This window comes from Christiangramia sp. LLG6405-1, assembly GCF_045055805.1.
In the GTDB taxonomy this organism is placed as follows: Bacteria; Bacteroidota; Bacteroidia; order Flavobacteriales; family Flavobacteriaceae; genus Christiangramia.
Map to the genome: position 1 here is coordinate 1,155,498 of NZ_CP159330.1, position 17,139 is coordinate 1,172,636.

16 protein-coding genes are annotated in these 17,139 nt (G+C 39.2%); 11 read left to right on the forward strand and 5 right to left on the reverse strand.

What is annotated here, in order from left to right:
- The first annotated feature begins 12 nt into the window (after positions 1-12).
- Complete coding sequence (gene odhB, locus ABVM50_RS05375; protein ID WP_405200296.1) at positions 13-1,305, forward strand: 2-oxoglutarate dehydrogenase complex dihydrolipoyllysine-residue succinyltransferase; 1,293 nt, start codon at positions 13-15, stop codon at positions 1,303-1,305.
- Between the two features lie 239 nt (positions 1,306-1,544).
- Here the strand turns inward: odhB and ABVM50_RS05380 are convergent, their stop codons facing one another.
- On the reverse strand, positions 1,545-1,979 hold the full coding sequence (locus ABVM50_RS05380; protein ID WP_295181692.1) for a retropepsin-like aspartic protease: 435 nt from the start codon (positions 1,977-1,979) through the stop codon (positions 1,545-1,547).
- A gap of 107 nt (positions 1,980-2,086) precedes the next feature.
- On the opposite strand from ABVM50_RS05380, the gene ABVM50_RS05385 reads away from it, so the two are divergent.
- Positions 2,087-3,673 (forward strand): NAD(P)/FAD-dependent oxidoreductase, encoded by a 1,587-nt coding sequence (locus tag ABVM50_RS05385; protein WP_405200298.1) that lies wholly within the window; start codon positions 2,087-2,089, stop codon positions 3,671-3,673.
- 101 nt (positions 3,674-3,774) lie between these two features.
- On the opposite strand, the gene ABVM50_RS05390 is transcribed toward ABVM50_RS05385, so the two are convergent.
- Both ABVM50_RS05390 and dinB read right to left on the reverse strand, forming a co-directional pair.
- Positions 3,775-6,756: a DNA polymerase III subunit alpha gene (locus ABVM50_RS05390; RefSeq protein ID WP_405200300.1), complete on the reverse strand. Its 2,982-nt coding sequence runs from the start codon at positions 6,754-6,756 to the stop codon at positions 3,775-3,777.
- Between the two features lie 35 nt (positions 6,757-6,791).
- Positions 6,792-8,012 carry a DNA polymerase IV gene (dinB, locus tag ABVM50_RS05395; protein ID WP_295178737.1) on the reverse strand — a complete coding sequence of 407 codons (1,221 nt, stop codon included), beginning with the start codon at positions 8,010-8,012 and terminating at the stop codon, positions 6,792-6,794.
- A gap of 367 nt (positions 8,013-8,379) precedes the next feature.
- Here dinB and ABVM50_RS05400 point away from each other — a divergent pair, with 367 nt between their 5' ends.
- Both ABVM50_RS05400 and ABVM50_RS05405 read left to right on the forward strand, forming a co-directional pair.
- Positions 8,380-8,613, forward strand: a complete 234-nt coding sequence (locus ABVM50_RS05400; RefSeq protein WP_405200301.1) for a hypothetical protein — start codon at positions 8,380-8,382, stop codon at positions 8,611-8,613.
- A 114-nt stretch (positions 8,614-8,727) separates the two neighbouring features.
- A complete protein-coding gene (locus ABVM50_RS05405) occupies positions 8,728-9,135 on the forward strand; it encodes a hypothetical protein (protein ID WP_298246750.1) in 408 nt (135 codons plus the stop codon).
- Positions 9,136-9,204: 69 nt separating this feature from the next.
- On the opposite strand, the gene ABVM50_RS05410 is transcribed toward ABVM50_RS05405, so the two are convergent.
- Together ABVM50_RS05410 and ahcY are read right to left on the reverse strand one after the other, a co-directional pair.
- Positions 9,205-10,224, reverse strand: coding sequence for a hypothetical protein (locus ABVM50_RS05410; RefSeq protein ID WP_405200303.1), 1,020 nt, complete (start codon positions 10,222-10,224; stop codon positions 9,205-9,207).
- A gap of 199 nt (positions 10,225-10,423) precedes the next feature.
- Positions 10,424-11,740, reverse strand: coding sequence for an adenosylhomocysteinase (gene ahcY, locus ABVM50_RS05415; RefSeq protein WP_405200304.1), 1,317 nt, complete (start codon positions 11,738-11,740; stop codon positions 10,424-10,426).
- A 63-nt stretch (positions 11,741-11,803) separates the two neighbouring features.
- Here ahcY and ABVM50_RS05420 point away from each other — a divergent pair, with 63 nt between their 5' ends.
- The 7 genes from ABVM50_RS05420 to arfB all read left to right on the forward strand — a co-directional run bounded on the left by ABVM50_RS05420 (position 11,804) and on the right by arfB (position 16,893).
- Positions 11,804-12,448: a 4'-phosphopantetheinyl transferase family protein gene (locus ABVM50_RS05420; RefSeq protein WP_405200305.1), complete on the forward strand. Its 645-nt coding sequence runs from the start codon at positions 11,804-11,806 to the stop codon at positions 12,446-12,448.
- Complete coding sequence (locus ABVM50_RS05425; protein WP_405200306.1) at positions 12,448-13,149, forward strand: geranylgeranylglyceryl/heptaprenylglyceryl phosphate synthase; 702 nt, start codon at positions 12,448-12,450, stop codon at positions 13,147-13,149. Before ABVM50_RS05420 ends, ABVM50_RS05425 begins: the two co-directional genes overlap by 1 nt.
- A 398-nt stretch (positions 13,150-13,547) precedes the next feature.
- Positions 13,548-13,808 (forward strand): YkoF family thiamine/hydroxymethylpyrimidine-binding protein, encoded by a 261-nt coding sequence (locus ABVM50_RS05430; protein ID WP_219552067.1) that lies wholly within the window; start codon positions 13,548-13,550, stop codon positions 13,806-13,808.
- Positions 13,792-14,424, forward strand: a complete 633-nt coding sequence (pnuC, locus tag ABVM50_RS05435) for a nicotinamide riboside transporter PnuC (protein WP_141876621.1) — start codon at positions 13,792-13,794, stop codon at positions 14,422-14,424. The genes ABVM50_RS05430 and pnuC overlap by 17 nt, the downstream gene beginning before the upstream one ends.
- Positions 14,385-14,957, forward strand: a complete 573-nt coding sequence (locus ABVM50_RS05440; RefSeq protein WP_405200307.1) for an AAA family ATPase — start codon at positions 14,385-14,387, stop codon at positions 14,955-14,957. The genes pnuC and ABVM50_RS05440 overlap by 40 nt, the downstream gene beginning before the upstream one ends.
- Positions 14,954-16,492, forward strand: coding sequence for a DUF4301 family protein (locus ABVM50_RS05445; protein WP_405200308.1), 1,539 nt, complete (start codon positions 14,954-14,956; stop codon positions 16,490-16,492). The genes ABVM50_RS05440 and ABVM50_RS05445 overlap by 4 nt, the downstream gene beginning before the upstream one ends.
- On the forward strand, positions 16,492-16,893 hold the full coding sequence (arfB, locus tag ABVM50_RS05450; protein WP_405200309.1) for an alternative ribosome rescue aminoacyl-tRNA hydrolase ArfB: 402 nt from the start codon (positions 16,492-16,494) through the stop codon (positions 16,891-16,893). The genes ABVM50_RS05445 and arfB overlap by 1 nt, the downstream gene beginning before the upstream one ends.
- Positions 16,894-17,139 lie beyond the last annotated feature (246 nt).

Below are 17,139 nucleotides of genomic sequence, written 5' to 3' on the forward strand. Positions count from 1 at the left end.
TAAATTACAATCATGGCCTTAGAAATGAAAGTTCCTTCACCCGGCGAATCGATTACTGAAGTTGAAATAGCTCAGTGGTTAGTCGAAGATGGTGATTACGTTGAAAAAGATCAGGCAGTAGCCGAAGTGGATAGTGACAAAGCAACGCTGGAACTTCCTGCAGAAGCTAGTGGAATTATTACTTTGAAAGCTGAAGAAGGAGATGTCGTAGGAGTTGGAGAGGTAGTTTGTCTAATCGATACCGATGCTGCAAAGCCTGGTAGTGATGACAAAGATGATAGTGAAAGTAAAGACGACAAGTCTGCTGAAGCTGAAGAAAAAGAGCGCCAGGAAAGTACAGAAGATAAGAAAGACAGTGATAAAGCAGCTGCTAAAACTGAAGATCCTTCAAAATCAAGTACTCCAAGCCAGAAGCAGGATGATACCTATGCAACTGGAACTCCTTCACCAGCAGCTAAGAAAATTCTTGACGAAAAGGGGATTGATAGCAAGGATGTAAAAGGTTCTGGAAGAGATGGTCGAGTGACTAAGGAGGATGCGGTTGAGGCAAAAGCTTCTATGGGATCTCCTGGAAAAGGAACCAGAGGAGAAGAGCGTAAGAAAATGTCAATGTTCCGTAGAAAACTTGCGGAACGTCTGGTAAGCGCTAAGAACGATACAGCGATGCTGACTACTTTTAACGAAGTAGATATGTCTCCAATTTTCGCTCTTAGAAAGAAGTACAAAGAGGAATTTAAAGAGAAGCATGGAGTGAGTCTTGGCTTTATGTCATTCTTTACTCTTGCGGTGATCCGTGCGTTGGATGAGTATCCTGCAGTAAACTCTATGATCGATGGAGATTATCAGGTAAGCTATGATTTCAAAGATATTAGTATTGCGGTTTCTGGTCCTAAAGGACTAACTGTTCCTGTAATTAGAAATGCTGAAAATCTTAGTTTCAGGGGGGTAGAATCTGAAGTGAAAAGACTTGCGATCAAAGCCAGAGATGGTAAGATCACTGTGGATGAAATGACAGGTGGTACTTTTACTATTACTAATGGTGGAGTATTTGGATCTATGTTATCAACTCCAATTATCAATCCTCCACAGTCTGCTATTCTTGGAATGCACAACATTGTGGAAAGACCTGTTGCCATAGATGGTCATGTGGAAATCAGACCAATTATGTATGTAGCATTGTCGTACGATCACAGAATCATTGATGGTAAGGAGTCTGTTGGATTCCTTGTAGCTGTTAAAGAAGCACTTGAAAATCCTGAAGAACTATTGATGGACGGAGATATCAAGAGATCACTGGAATTGTAGTAACAATCTCTGGTAGAAATAAAAAAAGGGTACGCGTTAGCGTACCCTTTTTACTTTAACGAAATTAGAACAAAACTAACAACCTGAATATATTCAAGCCCAGCACGGCAACAACTAAAATTGTCATAATGTAAAAGACCAGTTGTGAAGATATTCGAAGTTTAATAACGTAAAGATTATTGGTTAGATTACTTCAAATATAGAGCGATATCACTTTCAGAAAAAGGGTGTTTTTCCCCTTATTTTAAAAACAGAGCCTTGCCTTTATAATCAATAACTGCTTTGCCTTTTTTTAGAATATCGGCTCCTATGATGCCCTGTACCTTTTCAGCTTTATGATTTTCGAGTGCCTCATTTACGTGTTTCAGGTCGAAAAGTACCAGGTCGATCTTTTTCTTTTTCCAGTCTCCAATTTGTACAATATTTTTTGCTGAAACCTGGGTTAACATATTGGTAGCTCCTGCACCAGCCGCTTTAATATCACTATCTTCCGAAAGTAGATCAAAATGTTCGATCGCATCTATACCCACACAAGTGCTGGAAGCGCCGGTGTCAAGTATAAAATTACCTTCAATATCATTGATCTTGGCTTTTAGTTCGAAATGATTGGTTTTAGTGTATTTTAATTTGATACGATGGTATCCTTTTTCCTGAAGCAACTCTTTTAAAGACATTCTTTTTTCCACAAATATATGATTCTCGAATATAGCGGGAAACTGCGAGACTTTCAATCCCTACTTAAATTCAGTTTTAGAAAAAATACATACTATCTTTGGAGTCTATGAGCACACTTGTTCAAATTACAGCTTTACCCCGGGAACTTGAAGATCATCATCTGCTTCTGAACAGGGCAATTAAAAAATCGAATATCAGAAAGGATGATATTGGAGACTGGAGAATTAGAAAGCGTTCTATCGATGCCCGGAAAAAACCGGTGAAACTTAATCTGCAGATCGAGATCTGGAAACACGGGGAAGAAAGAAGTAAAAGATCATCTTTGTCCCTTCAGGATGTTTCCGAAGCTAAGAAAATAGCAATCATTGGGGCTGGTCCTGCCGGATTGTATGCAGCATTACGAGCAGTGGAAGCGGGATTGAAACCTGTGGTTTTTGAACGCGGGAAAGATGTAAGAGCCAGAAGACACGACCTTGCCAAGATTAATAAGGAGCAAACCGTAAACCCAGAATCTAATTACTGTTTTGGAGAAGGTGGCGCCGGTACGTACTCAGATGGGAAATTATATACGCGCTCAAAGAAGCGTGGAAATGTATTGAAAGCCCTGGAGTGGTTCGTGGAATTTGGAGCAGATCCTGATATTCTTGTGGATGCACATCCGCATATTGGAACGAATAAATTACCCAAGATCATCACCGCTATGCGGGAAGCAATTGTCGATGCTGGAGGAGAAGTACATTTTAACTCTAAACTAACCGATCTAAAGTTAGAGAGTGATAAGATTACAGCAATTGAGATCAATAAAGAGAAGTGGCTACATTTTGATGAGGTGATTCTGGCAACGGGACATTCTGCCAGGGATATATTTTACCTGCTGCATGAACGAAATATAAAGATAGAAGCCAAGCCTTTCGCGCTGGGAGTTCGAATTGAGCATCAGCAAAAACTGATCGATCATATCCAGTATCACGGGGATGATGAAAATCCTTATTTACCACCAGCTTCGTACAGTCTGGTAGAGCAGGTAGATGGACTTGGTGTGTATTCTTTCTGCATGTGTCCGGGAGGTATTATTGCTCCGTGTGCTACAGAACAGGAAGAAGTTGTAACTAATGGCTGGAGTCCAAGTAAACGAAATAATCCATATTCGAATTCAGGAATAGTTGTAAGTATAGAACCTTCAGATCTGCCAGGTTATATAGAAAATGATCCATTTGTTTGTCTTGACTTTCAGAAGATGGTGGAAAGAAATTGCTGGGAAGCGGCTGGTAAAACTCAGCAGGTTCCAGCGCAACGTATGAAGGATTTTGTAGAAGGAAGAGTGTCTTTAGATTTTCCGAAAACTTCTTATCAGCCTGGAATAGTAAGTGTTGATCTTAATAAAGTGTTGCCCGATCTAATTGCTAAAAGACTGCGGAAAGCCTTTGTGAAATTCGGAAAAAAACTGAAAGGTTATTATACGAACGAAGCTGTTTTACACGCGCCAGAAAGTAGGACTTCTTCACCAATTCTAATTCCGCGTGACCCGGAAACACTGGAGCATTTAGAAGTAAAAGGATTTTATCCTTGTGGAGAAGGAGCTGGTTATGCTGGAGGAATCATTTCCGCAGCCATCGACGGAATCAACTGTGTGGATGCTATTGCGAAGAAGTATGAAGTAACTCAGGCAGGCGACAGCAAAAACTTGTCGTAGTTTGAACTAAATTTTGCCTTTCTGAAATTTCAATTTCATCTTATTTCGGAAGCATATCTGATTGCTACTGGCTAAGAATATAGCAGTATTAAGCAAAATTTCTACACAGCAAACTTAAAATTAGTTCCCACCAGTCTTGGATCAGTTTGCGTAGCCTGTCTGGTGAGAGTTTTGATGCTAATGGAGATATATCCAAGATTGGAAACCACCTCACCATAACACAGGTAGATTCCTTTAGATCTTATAGGAAACTTTTCGGCTACTGAAGGGAAAAGAACCACATCAAAAATTACTCCCTCAGGATCATAGAAAGTGCCAAAATACATGTATTTACCATTTGAAGTTCCGGTTTTTTTAGAATTTACCAGGTTACCATAGATCTCTATATTTTTCCCGATATGATCCTTTAACTGCAAAGCTGTCACCACATTCTGCTTTAGAGGATCTTTCAGTAATTCAAAATGACTGCATAGCGGAAATCCCAGAAGTTCCATCTGGTCGTAAGCTTCGATCATTCTGGAAGCTTCAAATTCCGGTAATTCAAAATCCTTATGCTTAGGTTTAAAAAGTAGCGGCTGATTCGTTTTTGGTTTACTCCTGTCCAGTTTAAAATAGGCTTTCCATAAAAGTTCGTGTTTGTCCATGCCGGTAAACCGGAAGGCGTTGATTTTCAGTAATAAGCTAAGTCGCTCAATAGAAATCTGGATACGGTCTATAAAATCATCCAGCGAACTAAATTCTCCAAAGAACTGTCTGTTTTCCAGTATTTGCTGTATAGTTTTTATTTCCAGCTCTTTAATGTATCCAAAACCTAGATAGACGTTTTTTCCGTAGATCACATTGGGGTGATCACTTTTATTAATACACGGAGCGTGAATCGTGCCGCCCCATCGTCTTATTTCCTGAATATAGGTCTGCAAATCATAGAAACCACCTCCATTATTGATCGCTGCTACCATAAATTCAAGCGGAAAATATTTCTTCAGGTACAAACTCTGGTAGCTTTCCACAGCATAGGAAGCCGAGTGTCCCTTTGGGAATGCATAGCCGGCAAAGGAAGAGATCTGTTCCCAGACTTCGTCGATCAGTTTTGGTTCGTAGCCTTTAGTATCACAGTTTTCTCGGAAGGTATTCTCGATCTTTTCCATTTGCCCCCGGGAAGTTTTTTTTCCACTCATTCCTCTTCGTAATACATCTGCATCATCCAGGCTCAAACCGGCAAAATGGTAAGCGACTTTCATTACATCTTCCTGGTAAACCATCACACCATAAGTGTCGGGCATAATCTCGTACATTACTGGGTGAGCTTCCTTTCTTTTTTCAGGAAAACGATGTCTTAGAATAAATTCATCCTTCATTCCCGCGCTGGAAATTCCTGGTCTAATTACGGAACTTGCTGCAACCAGGTTAAGGTAATCCCGGGTTTGTAGTTTTGTAAGTAAACCTCGCATGGCAGGAGATTCCACATAAAATACACCCATACAATCGCCGGTGGTGAGCAATTCGTTAATAGCAGGATCTTCCTTAAAAGCTTTGATATTTTCGATATCCTCTAATTTAGCGTCTGGCTGATTCTGTTTTACGATCTCGATGGTATCGGTGATTTTTGAGAGTCCGCGTTGGGCAAGAATATCAAATTTATGAATGCCTACTTCTTCAGCAATATTCATATCGATCTGCATCGTTCGGAAGCCTTTGGGAGGTAAAAACGTAGCAGCATAATTATGAACCGAATCGTCCAGGATTAAAATTCCGCCGGAATGAACACTCAAATAGTTAGGAAAGCCTTCTATGAGTTTGCTGTAACGGATCACCAGTTTCTCCAGATGATCCAGGTTGTAATAGGTGTAGAAACCAGAAGCGAGCTTATCGATATTTTCTTTAGGCAAACCAAAAACCTTCCCGAGTTCACGGGCAACCGCGCGCTGTTTGAAAGTAACATAAGTACCCATAAGCGCAGTATTCTTATAAGTGCCAAAAATATAATCTGTAATATCATTACGGTCTTTCCATGAAAAATCAAGGTCAAAATCTGGCGGAGATTTTCGGTTAGGATTTATAAAACGTTCAAAATAAAGATCGAGTTCTATAGGGTCTACATTGGTGATTCCAAGAATATAGGCAACAACCGAATTCGCACCGCTCCCACGTCCTACAAATGGATAATTCTGCGAACGAGCATAGTCCACAATTCCCAGGTTGATAAGAAAATAAGAAACAAACTCAAGCCTGATGATAGACTCCAGTTCTTTTTCAACCCGCGTATAAACTTCCCGATTTGCTTTTGGGTATTTCTCAGGAAGTTTTTCGTAGGTGAGCCGCCGGATCATATCAGCATCTTCTTCAATCGTATTTCGGTAGACTTTTAAATTTCGGTTCTGTCCCTTTCCGAAGTCATAATGAACCTTGCAGGCGTCCATAATATGTTGTGTATTCTCCAGAATATGAGGGAAATCTTCAAAAGCGGCTTCCATTTCTTTTTTGGGATACATTTTATGTGAAGCTTTTCCCTGTTCTGTTTCCGGAAGCTTGCTAAGCAGCAAATTATTGTCGATCGCCCTGAGTAAGCGATGTGCATTAAAGTCTTTTTTATTCCGAAAGCTTACCGTTTGTAGAATAACCAGTTTATCCTTCAGATTTCTATATTCTGAAAACCTTAATTTCCCGATCTCCTCTTTGGACACTCCTATATACTCATTGCTTCTGAAATTTTTACGTTTTTGTTCCACCACTTTTCCGAAGGGATAAATAATAAAACAATCGGGTAGTTGCGGAGCTTCAGTTTTAAAATCTTTCTTTTCATGTAGGTGATTTGAAAGATGATCGTTTAGCTGAAGGAAGCCAGCATTGTTTTTCGCCAGTCCAATATATTGTTGCTCGGCAGCATTTCTAAAGTCAATTCCCAGAACCGGTTTGATTTTGGTTCCATTGGTAAGCCTCAAGAATTCGAGACAGGCTGAAGTATTATTGATATCTGTAATAGCAAACTGCCAGATATCGTTGGAGTAGGTAAGCTCACACAACTCCCTGATGGGAAAAGTCCCATATCGCAGTGAATAGTAAGTGTGGCAGTTTAAATACATCAGTTAATCTTTTTATACTTCAGAATAGATCATCATTATTGTTTTCTATGAGCAAGAACGATAGGAGGCTCCCCGTTAAAAGGATTCTTCATTCTGCCGATGGTTTTCGCATCCATTGCAGCAGCACGCATCACCGCATGTTCACCAAAGCGATTTTTGATCTTATCCAGAGAATTGTAGAGATTCAGCATATCTTCAGAATCATCAAAAAGATTGATCTGGTAGTGACCGCCCACGAGTCCGCTAAATTTCACACCGATCAACCTGATGAGCAAGCGCCTGCTGTATAATTGTTTAAAAAGCTCCTCGACCTTAGGAATTAGAATATGATCTGCACTGGTATACGGGATCCTTACCTGTTTGCTATAAGTTTGAAAATCTGAATACCTGATCTTTACACTCACTGTGGAGACAAGTTTATTTCCCCGGCGAAGCTGATAGGCAAGACTTTCTGCCATGGCAACCAGCGTACCATGCAAACGGATCATATCGATAGTATCCCGGTTAAAGGTTCTTTCAGTTGAAATAGATTTGCGCTCGTGAAACGGAATTATAGGAGGATTATCGATCCCGTGAGCACGTTTCCATATAGTACGGCCATTCTTACCCAGAACGCTCTCTAAAACCTCTACAGGCATCTTCTGAATTGTCTCAATCCTGCGAACGCCGAGATTTAATAATTTCTGAAAGGTTTTATTCCCGATCATCGGGATCTTGTTCACTGCAAGCGGAGCAAGAAATGTTTTTTCTGAACCTGCTTCGATCACTTTCTGGGCATAAGGTTTGCCTTCGCCGGTAGCGATCTTGGAAACCACTTTGTTGGTGGAAAGTCCGAAGGAAATAGGTAAATAAGTTTCTTTTTTGATAGTTTCCTGAAGTTCTTTAGCAAACTGGGTGATCCCGAAAAATCGATCCATTCCTGTAAGATCTGCATAGAATTCATCTACGCTGGCCTTTTCAAAAGAAGGAACTTTGCTACGAATAACTTCGGTGACCTCATGGGAGAATTTTGTGTATGTGGAAGCATTCCCTTTGATCACGATAGACTGCGGGCAGAGTTGCCTGGCCACCTTCATAGACATCCCGGAATGTACTCCAAACTTGCGAGTCTCATAACTACATGCTGCTACCACGCCACGATCTCCCAGACCACCTACGATAAGGGGTTTGTCATTCAATTTTGAATCCAGACGCCTCTCTGCGGAAACAAAAAAGGTATCAAGATCAAGGTGTATAATTGATTTCTCTAATTTCATAATAGGAATAAATCCATTAAATAGGAATTATTCCAAAATTATAAATTTAATCTGGTTTATGATGTTGAGGGAGCGTTAAAAAGAAATAGGAATTTTGAAATTGAATGGGGATATAGAGCTGGCAGTTAATCTCAAATGAAAAAAAATTATCTAAAATTGATTTCTCAGTTTTACAATATTGAAATTGCCTCAGTAGTATGATAATTTGTTCATAGAGATTTGTCATTATTAAGTTTTCTTAATTGGATTCATCGTTAAATTTTTTTTCATTAATCGATCTTTTGTGCCAATTCTAACGATATATAGCACTTTTAGGGTTTCAATTATGAATTTTTCGTAACTTAATAATTCATTAATACTCAGGATTATGAAAAGTTCTTCAGGAAAACGCGGACTCATAAAAAAATATGCTACAGATTTTATCTTTTCTGAAAAAACCAGGTTTGTACTGGACGGTAGTGGTTTTAGCAATTCTTCAGAAGAACCTGGATCAAAGATTATAAAATTCAGATTTGATAATTCAGACTCAGATAAAGCGACCAAACCGGTTTTTCGGTGTATCTATAAAATGATGAAAAAATTTAATCTATCCTTAAATTAAGAGCTTTTAGAAAGTTTAAAATTCACTCTTAGACGTGAAATAAAAAATACTATCTTCGTTTGTATGGAGGAACCCGAAAATCCTGAGAGTAGGGGAAACACTTAATCTAACCAAATGAAGTTTAAATCTTTACTAATCATTGCCATCGCTGCAATGACATTATCCAGTTGCTCTTTTAGACTGGTTGACTTTACCGTAATTAGTTCTAAAAATGTAAATCTTGACATCGACAGAGCTCAGGGTGTAAAAACTGAGGGTAAGAAATCTTATTTTCTAGGAATTGGATGGAACATCAAAGATGCTATGGATGAAGCTCTGGAAGAAGCAGGGCCAGAGTATGACATGCTAATTGATGGTGTGGTAAGATACACCAGCTATCCTTTCGTTTCTGGAGTGACTGTAGAAGGTACTGCTGTAAGCACTAAAGCAATGAAAGCCCGTATGGGAGAAGCAGGTTTCCAGGACTGGTTAAAAGGCCAGAATGTACTTTCTGAAGAAACTGCGGTAGTGATTCCTGAATAATCTTTCGGAATTGAAAACAAAAAGCCCGGTCATACGACCGGGCTTTTCTTTTGAAACTAAAAAACTAAATTAGTCTTCAAAATATACTGCAGATACTCCAGAAAGCATATTATTCACAGCTGGAGTTGCATTTCCGCTTGCTTTTGATGCATCATCAAAAGCTAGTACTCTACCACCACCATTAGCAAGTTCAGCAACATAGATCATATCAGAATCTGCATCATAAGCAACATTTACCGGGTTACCCAATAAAGTAGCTGCTCCAGAAATTCTCATTTGATCTGAAAGAGCTAAAGTTGCAGCATCCATTGTATTATTAAATTTACTGTCAAAGTCAGTAATTACATGAAGTCCACCATCAGAATCTGATCCTGCATCACCAATATCTGTAAGTACCATCGTTCCACCATCATAGTCTAAACCATGAGTTCTCACGATTCCTTCTACCATAACTGTTTTTGTAGCGCTTACCATTCCATCTGTGTTATTAGACAGGAAGTTGTCGAAACTAGCAAGCATGTTTGTAGTATCTACAATCGCATACAATGTATTTCCAACAAACTCGATACCCCAAACTTTAAAGTCTACGGTTACTGTGTTTCTTAACGTAAAACCGTTGTCTTCTTTGCTATAGATGTAAAATCTACCATCTGCTGTGGTGTCATCACCATCAACATCAGCATTATCTGCAACTACGATAAGGTCACCATTCACAGCAACATCTCTAGGGCTCATTAGATCACTAGAGCTCATAAACTCTGCAGATACTGTAGACATAGATCCATCCCACATATCAACATCTCCGTAATACTGAAGTTGTTTAGGGTCTCTGGAAGCTACGATTAAAGAACTGTCATCTTCATCGTAAAAAATTCCTTCTGCATCTGTAGAAGAAGTATTTACTGTGTAAGAAGTACCATCATCAAGATTGTACCGTACTACAGATCCAGAATGTGTGGTAGCATATAACATTGCAGAATCCATCTCAACTATATCATCAGTCACGTCATCATCATCGTCTGAACAAGAGGTGAATCCTAGCATAGCGCTCATCGCTATAAATAATAAAGGTTTTTTCAAAATTTTCATAAGTAACTTTTTTATTGATTATTGTTTACGGTAATATTTACGAAACTTACCAACTTCGGTTTTCTGAAAAGAAGCTTTTAACTCAGGATTAGGCTTTTTAACTCAGGCTTGTTAAACTGAAATTAAATTATGAACTGAATTAACAAAAAAAAAGCCTCTGCGAGAGCAGAGGCTTTTGTAATCAACAGGTGATTAATTCCTAGTACCTGTAGTATTCTGGCTTGTAAGGTCCTTCTACCGTTACACCAATATATTCTGCCTGATCCTGTTTAAGTTCAGTTAATTCAACCCCAATTCTTTCAAGGTGAAGCTTTGCAACCTTTTCATCAAGATGCTTCGGTAACATATAAACTTCGTTCTTGTACTGATCTGTGTTATTCCAAAGTTCCATCTGTGCCAGGGTCTGGTTTGTAAATGAATTGCTCATTACAAAACTAGGATGTCCAGTTGCACAACCTAAATTCACCAAACGACCTTCAGCAAGAAGGATGATATCTTTCCCGTCGATAGTATATTTATCAACCTGTGGTTTGATCTCTACTTTAGAACTTCCGTGGTTTTCATTTAACCAGGCAACAGCGATCTCGTTATCAAAGTGACCAATATTCGCCACAATAGTTTTGTCTTTCATCGCTTCGAAATGCTCTCCACGTACGATGTCTTTATTTCCGGTAGTAGTGATTACGATATCTGCTTTTGGAAGAACAGTTTCCAGTTGTTTCACTTCAAAACCATCCATTGCAGCCTGTAAAGCACAAATTGGATCAATTTCAGTAACAGTTACAATAGAACCAGCACCTTTAAAGGATTGTGCTGTTCCTTTTCCAACATCACCATATCCACAAACAACAACTCTTTTACCAGCTAGCATCACATCTGTAGCACGACGAATCGCATCTACAGCACTCTCACGACAACCGTACTTATTATCGAATTTTGACTTGGTTACAGAATCGTTTACGTTGATTGCCGGCATTGGCAATGTTCCGTTCTTCATTCTCTCGTAAAGTCTATGAACTCCTGTAGTTGTTTCTTCTGAAAGTCCTTTAATTCCACCAGCAAGTTCAGGGTATTCATCAAGGACCATATTAGTAAGATCTCCACCATCATCAAGGATCATATTTAGTGGCTTACGATCTTCCCCGAAGAAAAGTGTTTGTTCGATACACCAGTTAAATTCCTCTTCAGTCATTCCTTTCCAAGCGTAAACAGGAATACCAGCAGCAGCAATAGCAGCAGCAGCATGATCCTGAGTAGAAAATATATTACATGAGCTCCAGGTTACATCTGCTCCTAGTTCTACCAAAGTTTCGATAAGAACTGCAGTCTGGATCGTCATATGTAAACAACCCGCAATTCTGGCACCTTTTAAAGGCTTGGATTCCCCAAACTCTTTACGCAATGCCATAAGTCCCGGCATTTCAGCTTCAGCAAGTTCAATTTCAAGGCGGCCATATTCGGCTAGCTCAATATCTTTGACTTTATAGGCGGTATACGGTACTGTTTTAGTTGACATATTATTATATTTGAATATTAGCAATTTTAATGTCGCAAAAATAAGGAAAAGCTTAGAAAATATATGCCTCTTTATAAAACAATAACAGTTGATGAACGTACTAAAGTCTTCATTTGGAAGGTGGAAGAGTCTTTTGATTGGCTGGCAAACGGGATCGATCTTACTGCACATTGTCAAAAAAGAGTTGACGGTATGAAATCTGAAATTCACCGTCGTGGATTCATGAGCATTAGACATTTAATGGACGAAGCAGGGTATACAGATCATGATCTTTATTATGACGATCTAGGGAAACCACATCTTCGTGATGACAGGTATATCTCCATTACTCATTCGTTCAATTTCACCGCGATCATTATTAGTAATCGTGACGTGGGTATCGATATTGAAAAGCAACGGGAAAAGATCCTGAAGATCGCTAACAAATTTACTCCGCTTAACGAATATCACACGTTGGCGAATGAAGAGGCGTTGATACGGAAGCTTACCATAGTCTGGGGTGCTAAGGAATCTGTTTACAAATTGATCGCTCGCCCTGGAGTTGGTTTTTTACAGCATATCAATGTGACCGACTTTGATTTTGACGATTCGAAAACTACCGCGCATGTAAGATACCATGAACTGGATTCCTGGTATGACATCGATTTCCTCGAATTTGAGAATTTCACCTGTGTTTATGCGCTTTCTTCTACTGGAAACAATAAGTAATGCCTGAAGTGCTTAGCTATTTGCAGGATATACAGCAAGCTTATGTAGAGAACAGAAAGTTACTTGCAATCCTGATAGATCCCGATAAATTTGATGAGAAACAGGTTGATGATTTTTTTCATAACCTGCCTTCTGAAACGACCCATATTTTAGTTGGAGGCAGTACGGTAGAACATGGGAGAACCTGTGCCGTGGTCTCAGCGATCAAGTTGGTGAGCAGGCTTCCGGTGATACTTTTCCCCGGTGATTATTCTCAAATCTCTTCGGAAGCAGATGCGTTGCTTTTTTTAAGCTTGATCTCGGGGAGAAATCCTGAATTTTTAATCGAGCAACAGGTGCGTTCTGTGGAGAAGATCAAAAGTTCAGATCTTGAAGTGATTCCTACGGGTTATATCCTTATTGATGGTGGCAGGGAAACTTCAGTTCAAAAAGTAAGTAAAACCATTCCTATTGATCAGAAAGAGGTGAAGCTAGTCGTGAATACCGCGCTGGCAGGACAATACTCAGGAAAACAATTGATTTATCTGGAAGCAGGAAGTGGTGCTGAATATCCAGTTTCTTCGGAAATGATTAAGGCTGTGTCTTCCAGTCTCAAAATTCCCGTAATTGTTGGTGGCGGTATTCGCACGCCGCAGCAAATGCAAAATGCTTATAAATCTGGTGCGACAATGGTGGTCATGGGAACTGCTTTTGAAAAATAGTTTTTTAAATATAAGTTGATAATACTTATTTATTCTGAAAACAGCACTTCGACAGGCTCAGTGCAACAACTTGTTTCAGGTTATCTATTATCAAAGTTTGTTTCATTGTACCGGATGAAATTTTTCATTTCTTCAGAAGGCGTACTTTGACAGGCTCAGTGCAACAACCTGCTGCAGATTCCCTATTATCTAAGTTTGTTTCATTATACCGGATTTAATTTATCATTTCTTCAGAAGACCGCATTTCGACAGGCTCAGTGCAACAACGAAACGTGCCGTTTTTTAAATATGATTATAAGGCAGGCCGATTGAGAAAAGTTCTGGGTTGATCAAATTTAAGCTCCCGACCATTCAGTAAACTTCAGATAATAGCTAACTTTGGAATACAAACCGCTATTATGAACATTTCAGTAGAACTTACGCTAACCCCAATTCAGGATGATTACGAACCGGCGATCATCAATTTTATCAAAAAAATGCGTGAATCCGGACTCACCGTAAAAGAAAACCCTCTAAGTACTCAGGTATATGGTGATTATGATGAAGTTATGGGTCTGCTCAATAAAGAGATCAAAAATGCATTTGAAGCGATCGACCGCGGACTCATGTACGTGAAAATTGTAAAATCTGATCGCTCCGACTATGCAGCCGATTTTTGATTACCTGTTTAGTCAGTACTCAGAATATCCTACGCTTTTTATAATTCTGGAGATCATTGCTGTGATCTTTGGTTTTCTTTCTGTCTGGTATTCCAAGCAAAATAATATACTCGTTTATCCAACCGGTATTGTAAGCACGATGATCTTCGTGTACTTGCTCTGGCAATGGGAATTGCTTGGGGATATGATGATCAACGCCTATTACTTTTCCATGAGTATTTACGGCTGGTATGTTTGGACGAGGAAAGTAGATGATGATCACTTTACGCCAATTACTTCTACCACCAGAAAAGAAAAAATACTTTCGGTAGTAATATTCACAGGAACACTGCTCTTTGTTTTCGGGATCTATGAATGGTTCGATAAATGGAATAACTGGACGGCTTACGTAGATACGATCACAACTGCGATATTCTTTGTAGGAATGTGGCTTATGGCACGAAAGAAAATCGAAAACTGGATCTACTGGATCATTGGAGATATTATTTCTGTACCGCTGTACTTTTATAAAGGGCTAACTTTAACCAGCTTACAATATCTTTTATTTACTATAATTGCCATTTACGGTTATCTAGCATGGAAGAAAAACTTGCGCAACGACCTTCGTCCTGCCTGAAAATAGTCTTATTCGGCCCTGAATCTTCTGGGAAAACTACACTTTCAGAAGATCTGTCTAAATACTATTCTGAACCGCTGGTGCCAGAATTTATGCGGAAATACCTTCAGAAAGTATGGGATCTCGAACATAGAGTTTGCGAGCCCCAGGATATCTTACCTATCGCCCGTGGACAGATGGAATTGGAAAATGAGAAGTCAGGACAGGCAGACAGGCTTCTAATATGTGATACCGATCTGCTGGAGATAAAGGTATATTCTGAAGCTTACTATGATAATTTCGTAGATCCGCAACTTCTTAAACATGCGTTAAACAACGAATACGCTCTCTACTTTTTAACGTATATTGATGTTCCGTGGACGCCAGATGATCTAAGGGATAAACCTCACGACCGTGAGGGAATGTTTCAGAGATTTCAGCAAACGCTCGATGAATATCAAAAACCTTATATGATTCTGAAAGGTGATCGGCAAACCCGATTAAATTCCGCAGTTAAAAAAATTGACCAACTATTAAAAACTCATAACCAGTGAATTTTAGCGAAAAAGATAACCTTCAGATTAAGGAAAAAGGAATAAGTAAAGATGAAGTAGAAGACCAGATTGCCATCTTTAAACGTGGTAACCTGAAAGTGAATATAACCGAAGCTGCTACGGTAGGAAAAGGAATTAGCAGGATCGAAGCTGCTGAAAAACATGAATTGATAGATTTCTACAATTCAGAAAAATCTAAATACAGCATTCTTAAGTTCGTACCTGCATCTGGTGCAGCTTCCAGAATGTTCAAGGCTTTGCATAACTTTTCCGAAGAATTTGATCCGGAAAATGATGAGCTAAGAGAATATCTTGATAGAAAGGGTGATGCAGACCTTCAAAGATTTTTTAATCACGTGGATAAATTACCATTCTACAAACATGCGGTGAACAAAGCGAAAATGAGCCATCCAGACTATGAGGATCTCTCTCACGATCATCAGCATTCCATTCTGGTACATACGATTCTCGATTCAGATGGTCTCTTTCTCAGTAATCTCCCGAAAGGACTGGTTCCATTTCATAAATACGACACTCATATTTCCACGGCTTTTGAAGAACATTTATTCGAAGCCGCAAAGTACATTGCTGTAGATGGAGTTGCCAGACTTCATTTTACGGTAGCTGAAGGAGATCGCGAGAAGTTTGAAGCTGAGTGGAATGATGTTGGAGAACGTGTAGAAAAGTCTACAGGGGTTAAATTCGAGATCCAGTATTCTTACCAGGATCCAAAAACAGATACCATTGCGGTCACAGGCGAATTTGAGCCTTTTAGAACTAAGGAGGATACCTTATTCTTTAGACCCGGAGGCCATGGCGCGCTTATCGAAAACATGAATCAGTTAGACGCAGATATCGTATTTGTAAAGAATATCGATAATGTGGTTACTGAAGATAAAGTTCAACAGGTAGCCGATCATAAGAAATTACTGGGAGGAAAACTGCTGAAGGTTCAGACTAAAGTATATGAGTACCTTGAAACTCTGGACAAAGGAAATGTATCGCATGAAAAACTGGATGAGATCCAGACATTTCTGAATGATGAATTATTTGTAAAATCTGGTAGTGATGGCGATATGTTCGTGGAAAACCTGAAGCACAAACTTCGTAGACCACTGCGTGTTTGCGGGATGGTAAAGAATGAAGGTGAACCAGGTGGAGGTCCGTTTCTTGTAAAAGATAGTGACGGGAATACTTCTCTACAAATAATTGAAGGAGCACAGATCGATAATAACAATCCCGAACAGGCTAAAACAGCGCGTGAAGCTACACATTTTAATCCGGTGGATATTGTTTGCGGACTTAAAGACCAAAAAGGAGAAGCTTATGATCTTAATGAGTATGTAGATGAAGACATGAGTTTTATTGCAGATAAAACGAAAGATGGTAAGGAGTTGAAGGCTTTAGAGAGACCTGGTTTGTGGAATGGTGGAATGGCACGCTGGAATACGATCTTTGTAGAAGTTCCTGTGGAAACTTTTAATCCTGTGAAAACGGTTTCAGACCTGCTGAAGGATTCTCATCAACCAGCTTAATGGATCAACATCAAATTGAAACAGAGCTTGAGTTCAAGGCGGTAAGAAGTTCTGGTCCCGGTGGGCAACATGCTAATAAGACGTCTACAAAAGTGGAACTTAGTTTTCATGTTGAGAATTCCAACGGACTTTCAGAAGCCGAAAAAGGGAGAATCCAAAGGAAGCTTGAAAACAGGATCAATCGCGATGGTTACCTGAGGATGTCGAGTGAAGATTCCCGGAGTCAGCATACGAATCGTGAGATCGTAGTTTATAATTTTATGGAATTAATAAAATCTGCTTTAAAAAGACAGAAACCTCGAAAGAAGACAAAACCATCCCGGGCTTCAAAACTGAAAAGATTACACTCTAAAAAGAAGAGATCAGAGATCAAGGCGAATAGAAAAGATCCATTGAAGTAAATGTGGGTATTAAATCCTCAGTTGTTCTGTAGATTCCACGTAATTTTTGGAATTGGCATTCATCTTAAATTTGTCTATTAATCTTTTACGTCACTGATACAAAGAGTTTTAGGGGAGTTGAATGGAGTTTTCAAGTTTTGGTATAATTATTACTATTAAGTAAATAGGTTAGTATTGGGAACAAAATGAGTTACACTTAATTTATTTTGTTTTATAATTTAGATTTTCGGATTGAAAGGGCTCCTT

Bases quoted from the DNA above. Each gene is read 5' to 3' on its own strand.
- odhB (WP_405200296.1), top strand. From the start codon at position 13: ATGGCCTTAGAAATGAAAGTTCCTTCACCCGGCGAATCGATTACTGAA.
- ABVM50_RS05380 (WP_295181692.1), bottom strand. From the start codon at position 1,979: ATGTCTTTAAAAGAGTTGCTTCAGGAAAAAGGATACCATCGTATCAAA.
- ABVM50_RS05385 (WP_405200298.1), top strand. From the start codon at position 2,087: ATGAGCACACTTGTTCAAATTACAGCTTTACCCCGGGAACTTGAAGAT.
- ABVM50_RS05390 (WP_405200300.1), bottom strand. From the start codon at position 6,756: ATGTATTTAAACTGCCACACTTACTATTCACTGCGATATGGGACTTTT.
- dinB (WP_295178737.1), bottom strand. From the start codon at position 8,012: ATGAAATTAGAGAAATCAATTATACACCTTGATCTTGATACCTTTTTT.
- ABVM50_RS05400 (WP_405200301.1), top strand. From the start codon at position 8,380: ATGAAAAGTTCTTCAGGAAAACGCGGACTCATAAAAAAATATGCTACA.
- ABVM50_RS05405 (WP_298246750.1), top strand. From the start codon at position 8,728: ATGAAGTTTAAATCTTTACTAATCATTGCCATCGCTGCAATGACATTA.
- ABVM50_RS05410 (WP_405200303.1), bottom strand. From the start codon at position 10,224: ATGAAAATTTTGAAAAAACCTTTATTATTTATAGCGATGAGCGCTATG.
- ahcY (WP_405200304.1), bottom strand. From the start codon at position 11,740: ATGTCAACTAAAACAGTACCGTATACCGCCTATAAAGTCAAAGATATT.
- ABVM50_RS05420 (WP_405200305.1), top strand. From the start codon at position 11,804: ATGCCTCTTTATAAAACAATAACAGTTGATGAACGTACTAAAGTCTTC.
- ABVM50_RS05425 (WP_405200306.1), top strand. From the start codon at position 12,448: ATGCCTGAAGTGCTTAGCTATTTGCAGGATATACAGCAAGCTTATGTA.
- ABVM50_RS05430 (WP_219552067.1), top strand. From the start codon at position 13,548: ATGAACATTTCAGTAGAACTTACGCTAACCCCAATTCAGGATGATTAC.
- pnuC (WP_141876621.1), top strand. From the start codon at position 13,792: ATGCAGCCGATTTTTGATTACCTGTTTAGTCAGTACTCAGAATATCCT.
- ABVM50_RS05440 (WP_405200307.1), top strand. From the start codon at position 14,385: ATGGAAGAAAAACTTGCGCAACGACCTTCGTCCTGCCTGAAAATAGTC.
- arfB (WP_405200309.1), top strand. From the start codon at position 16,492: ATGGATCAACATCAAATTGAAACAGAGCTTGAGTTCAAGGCGGTAAGA.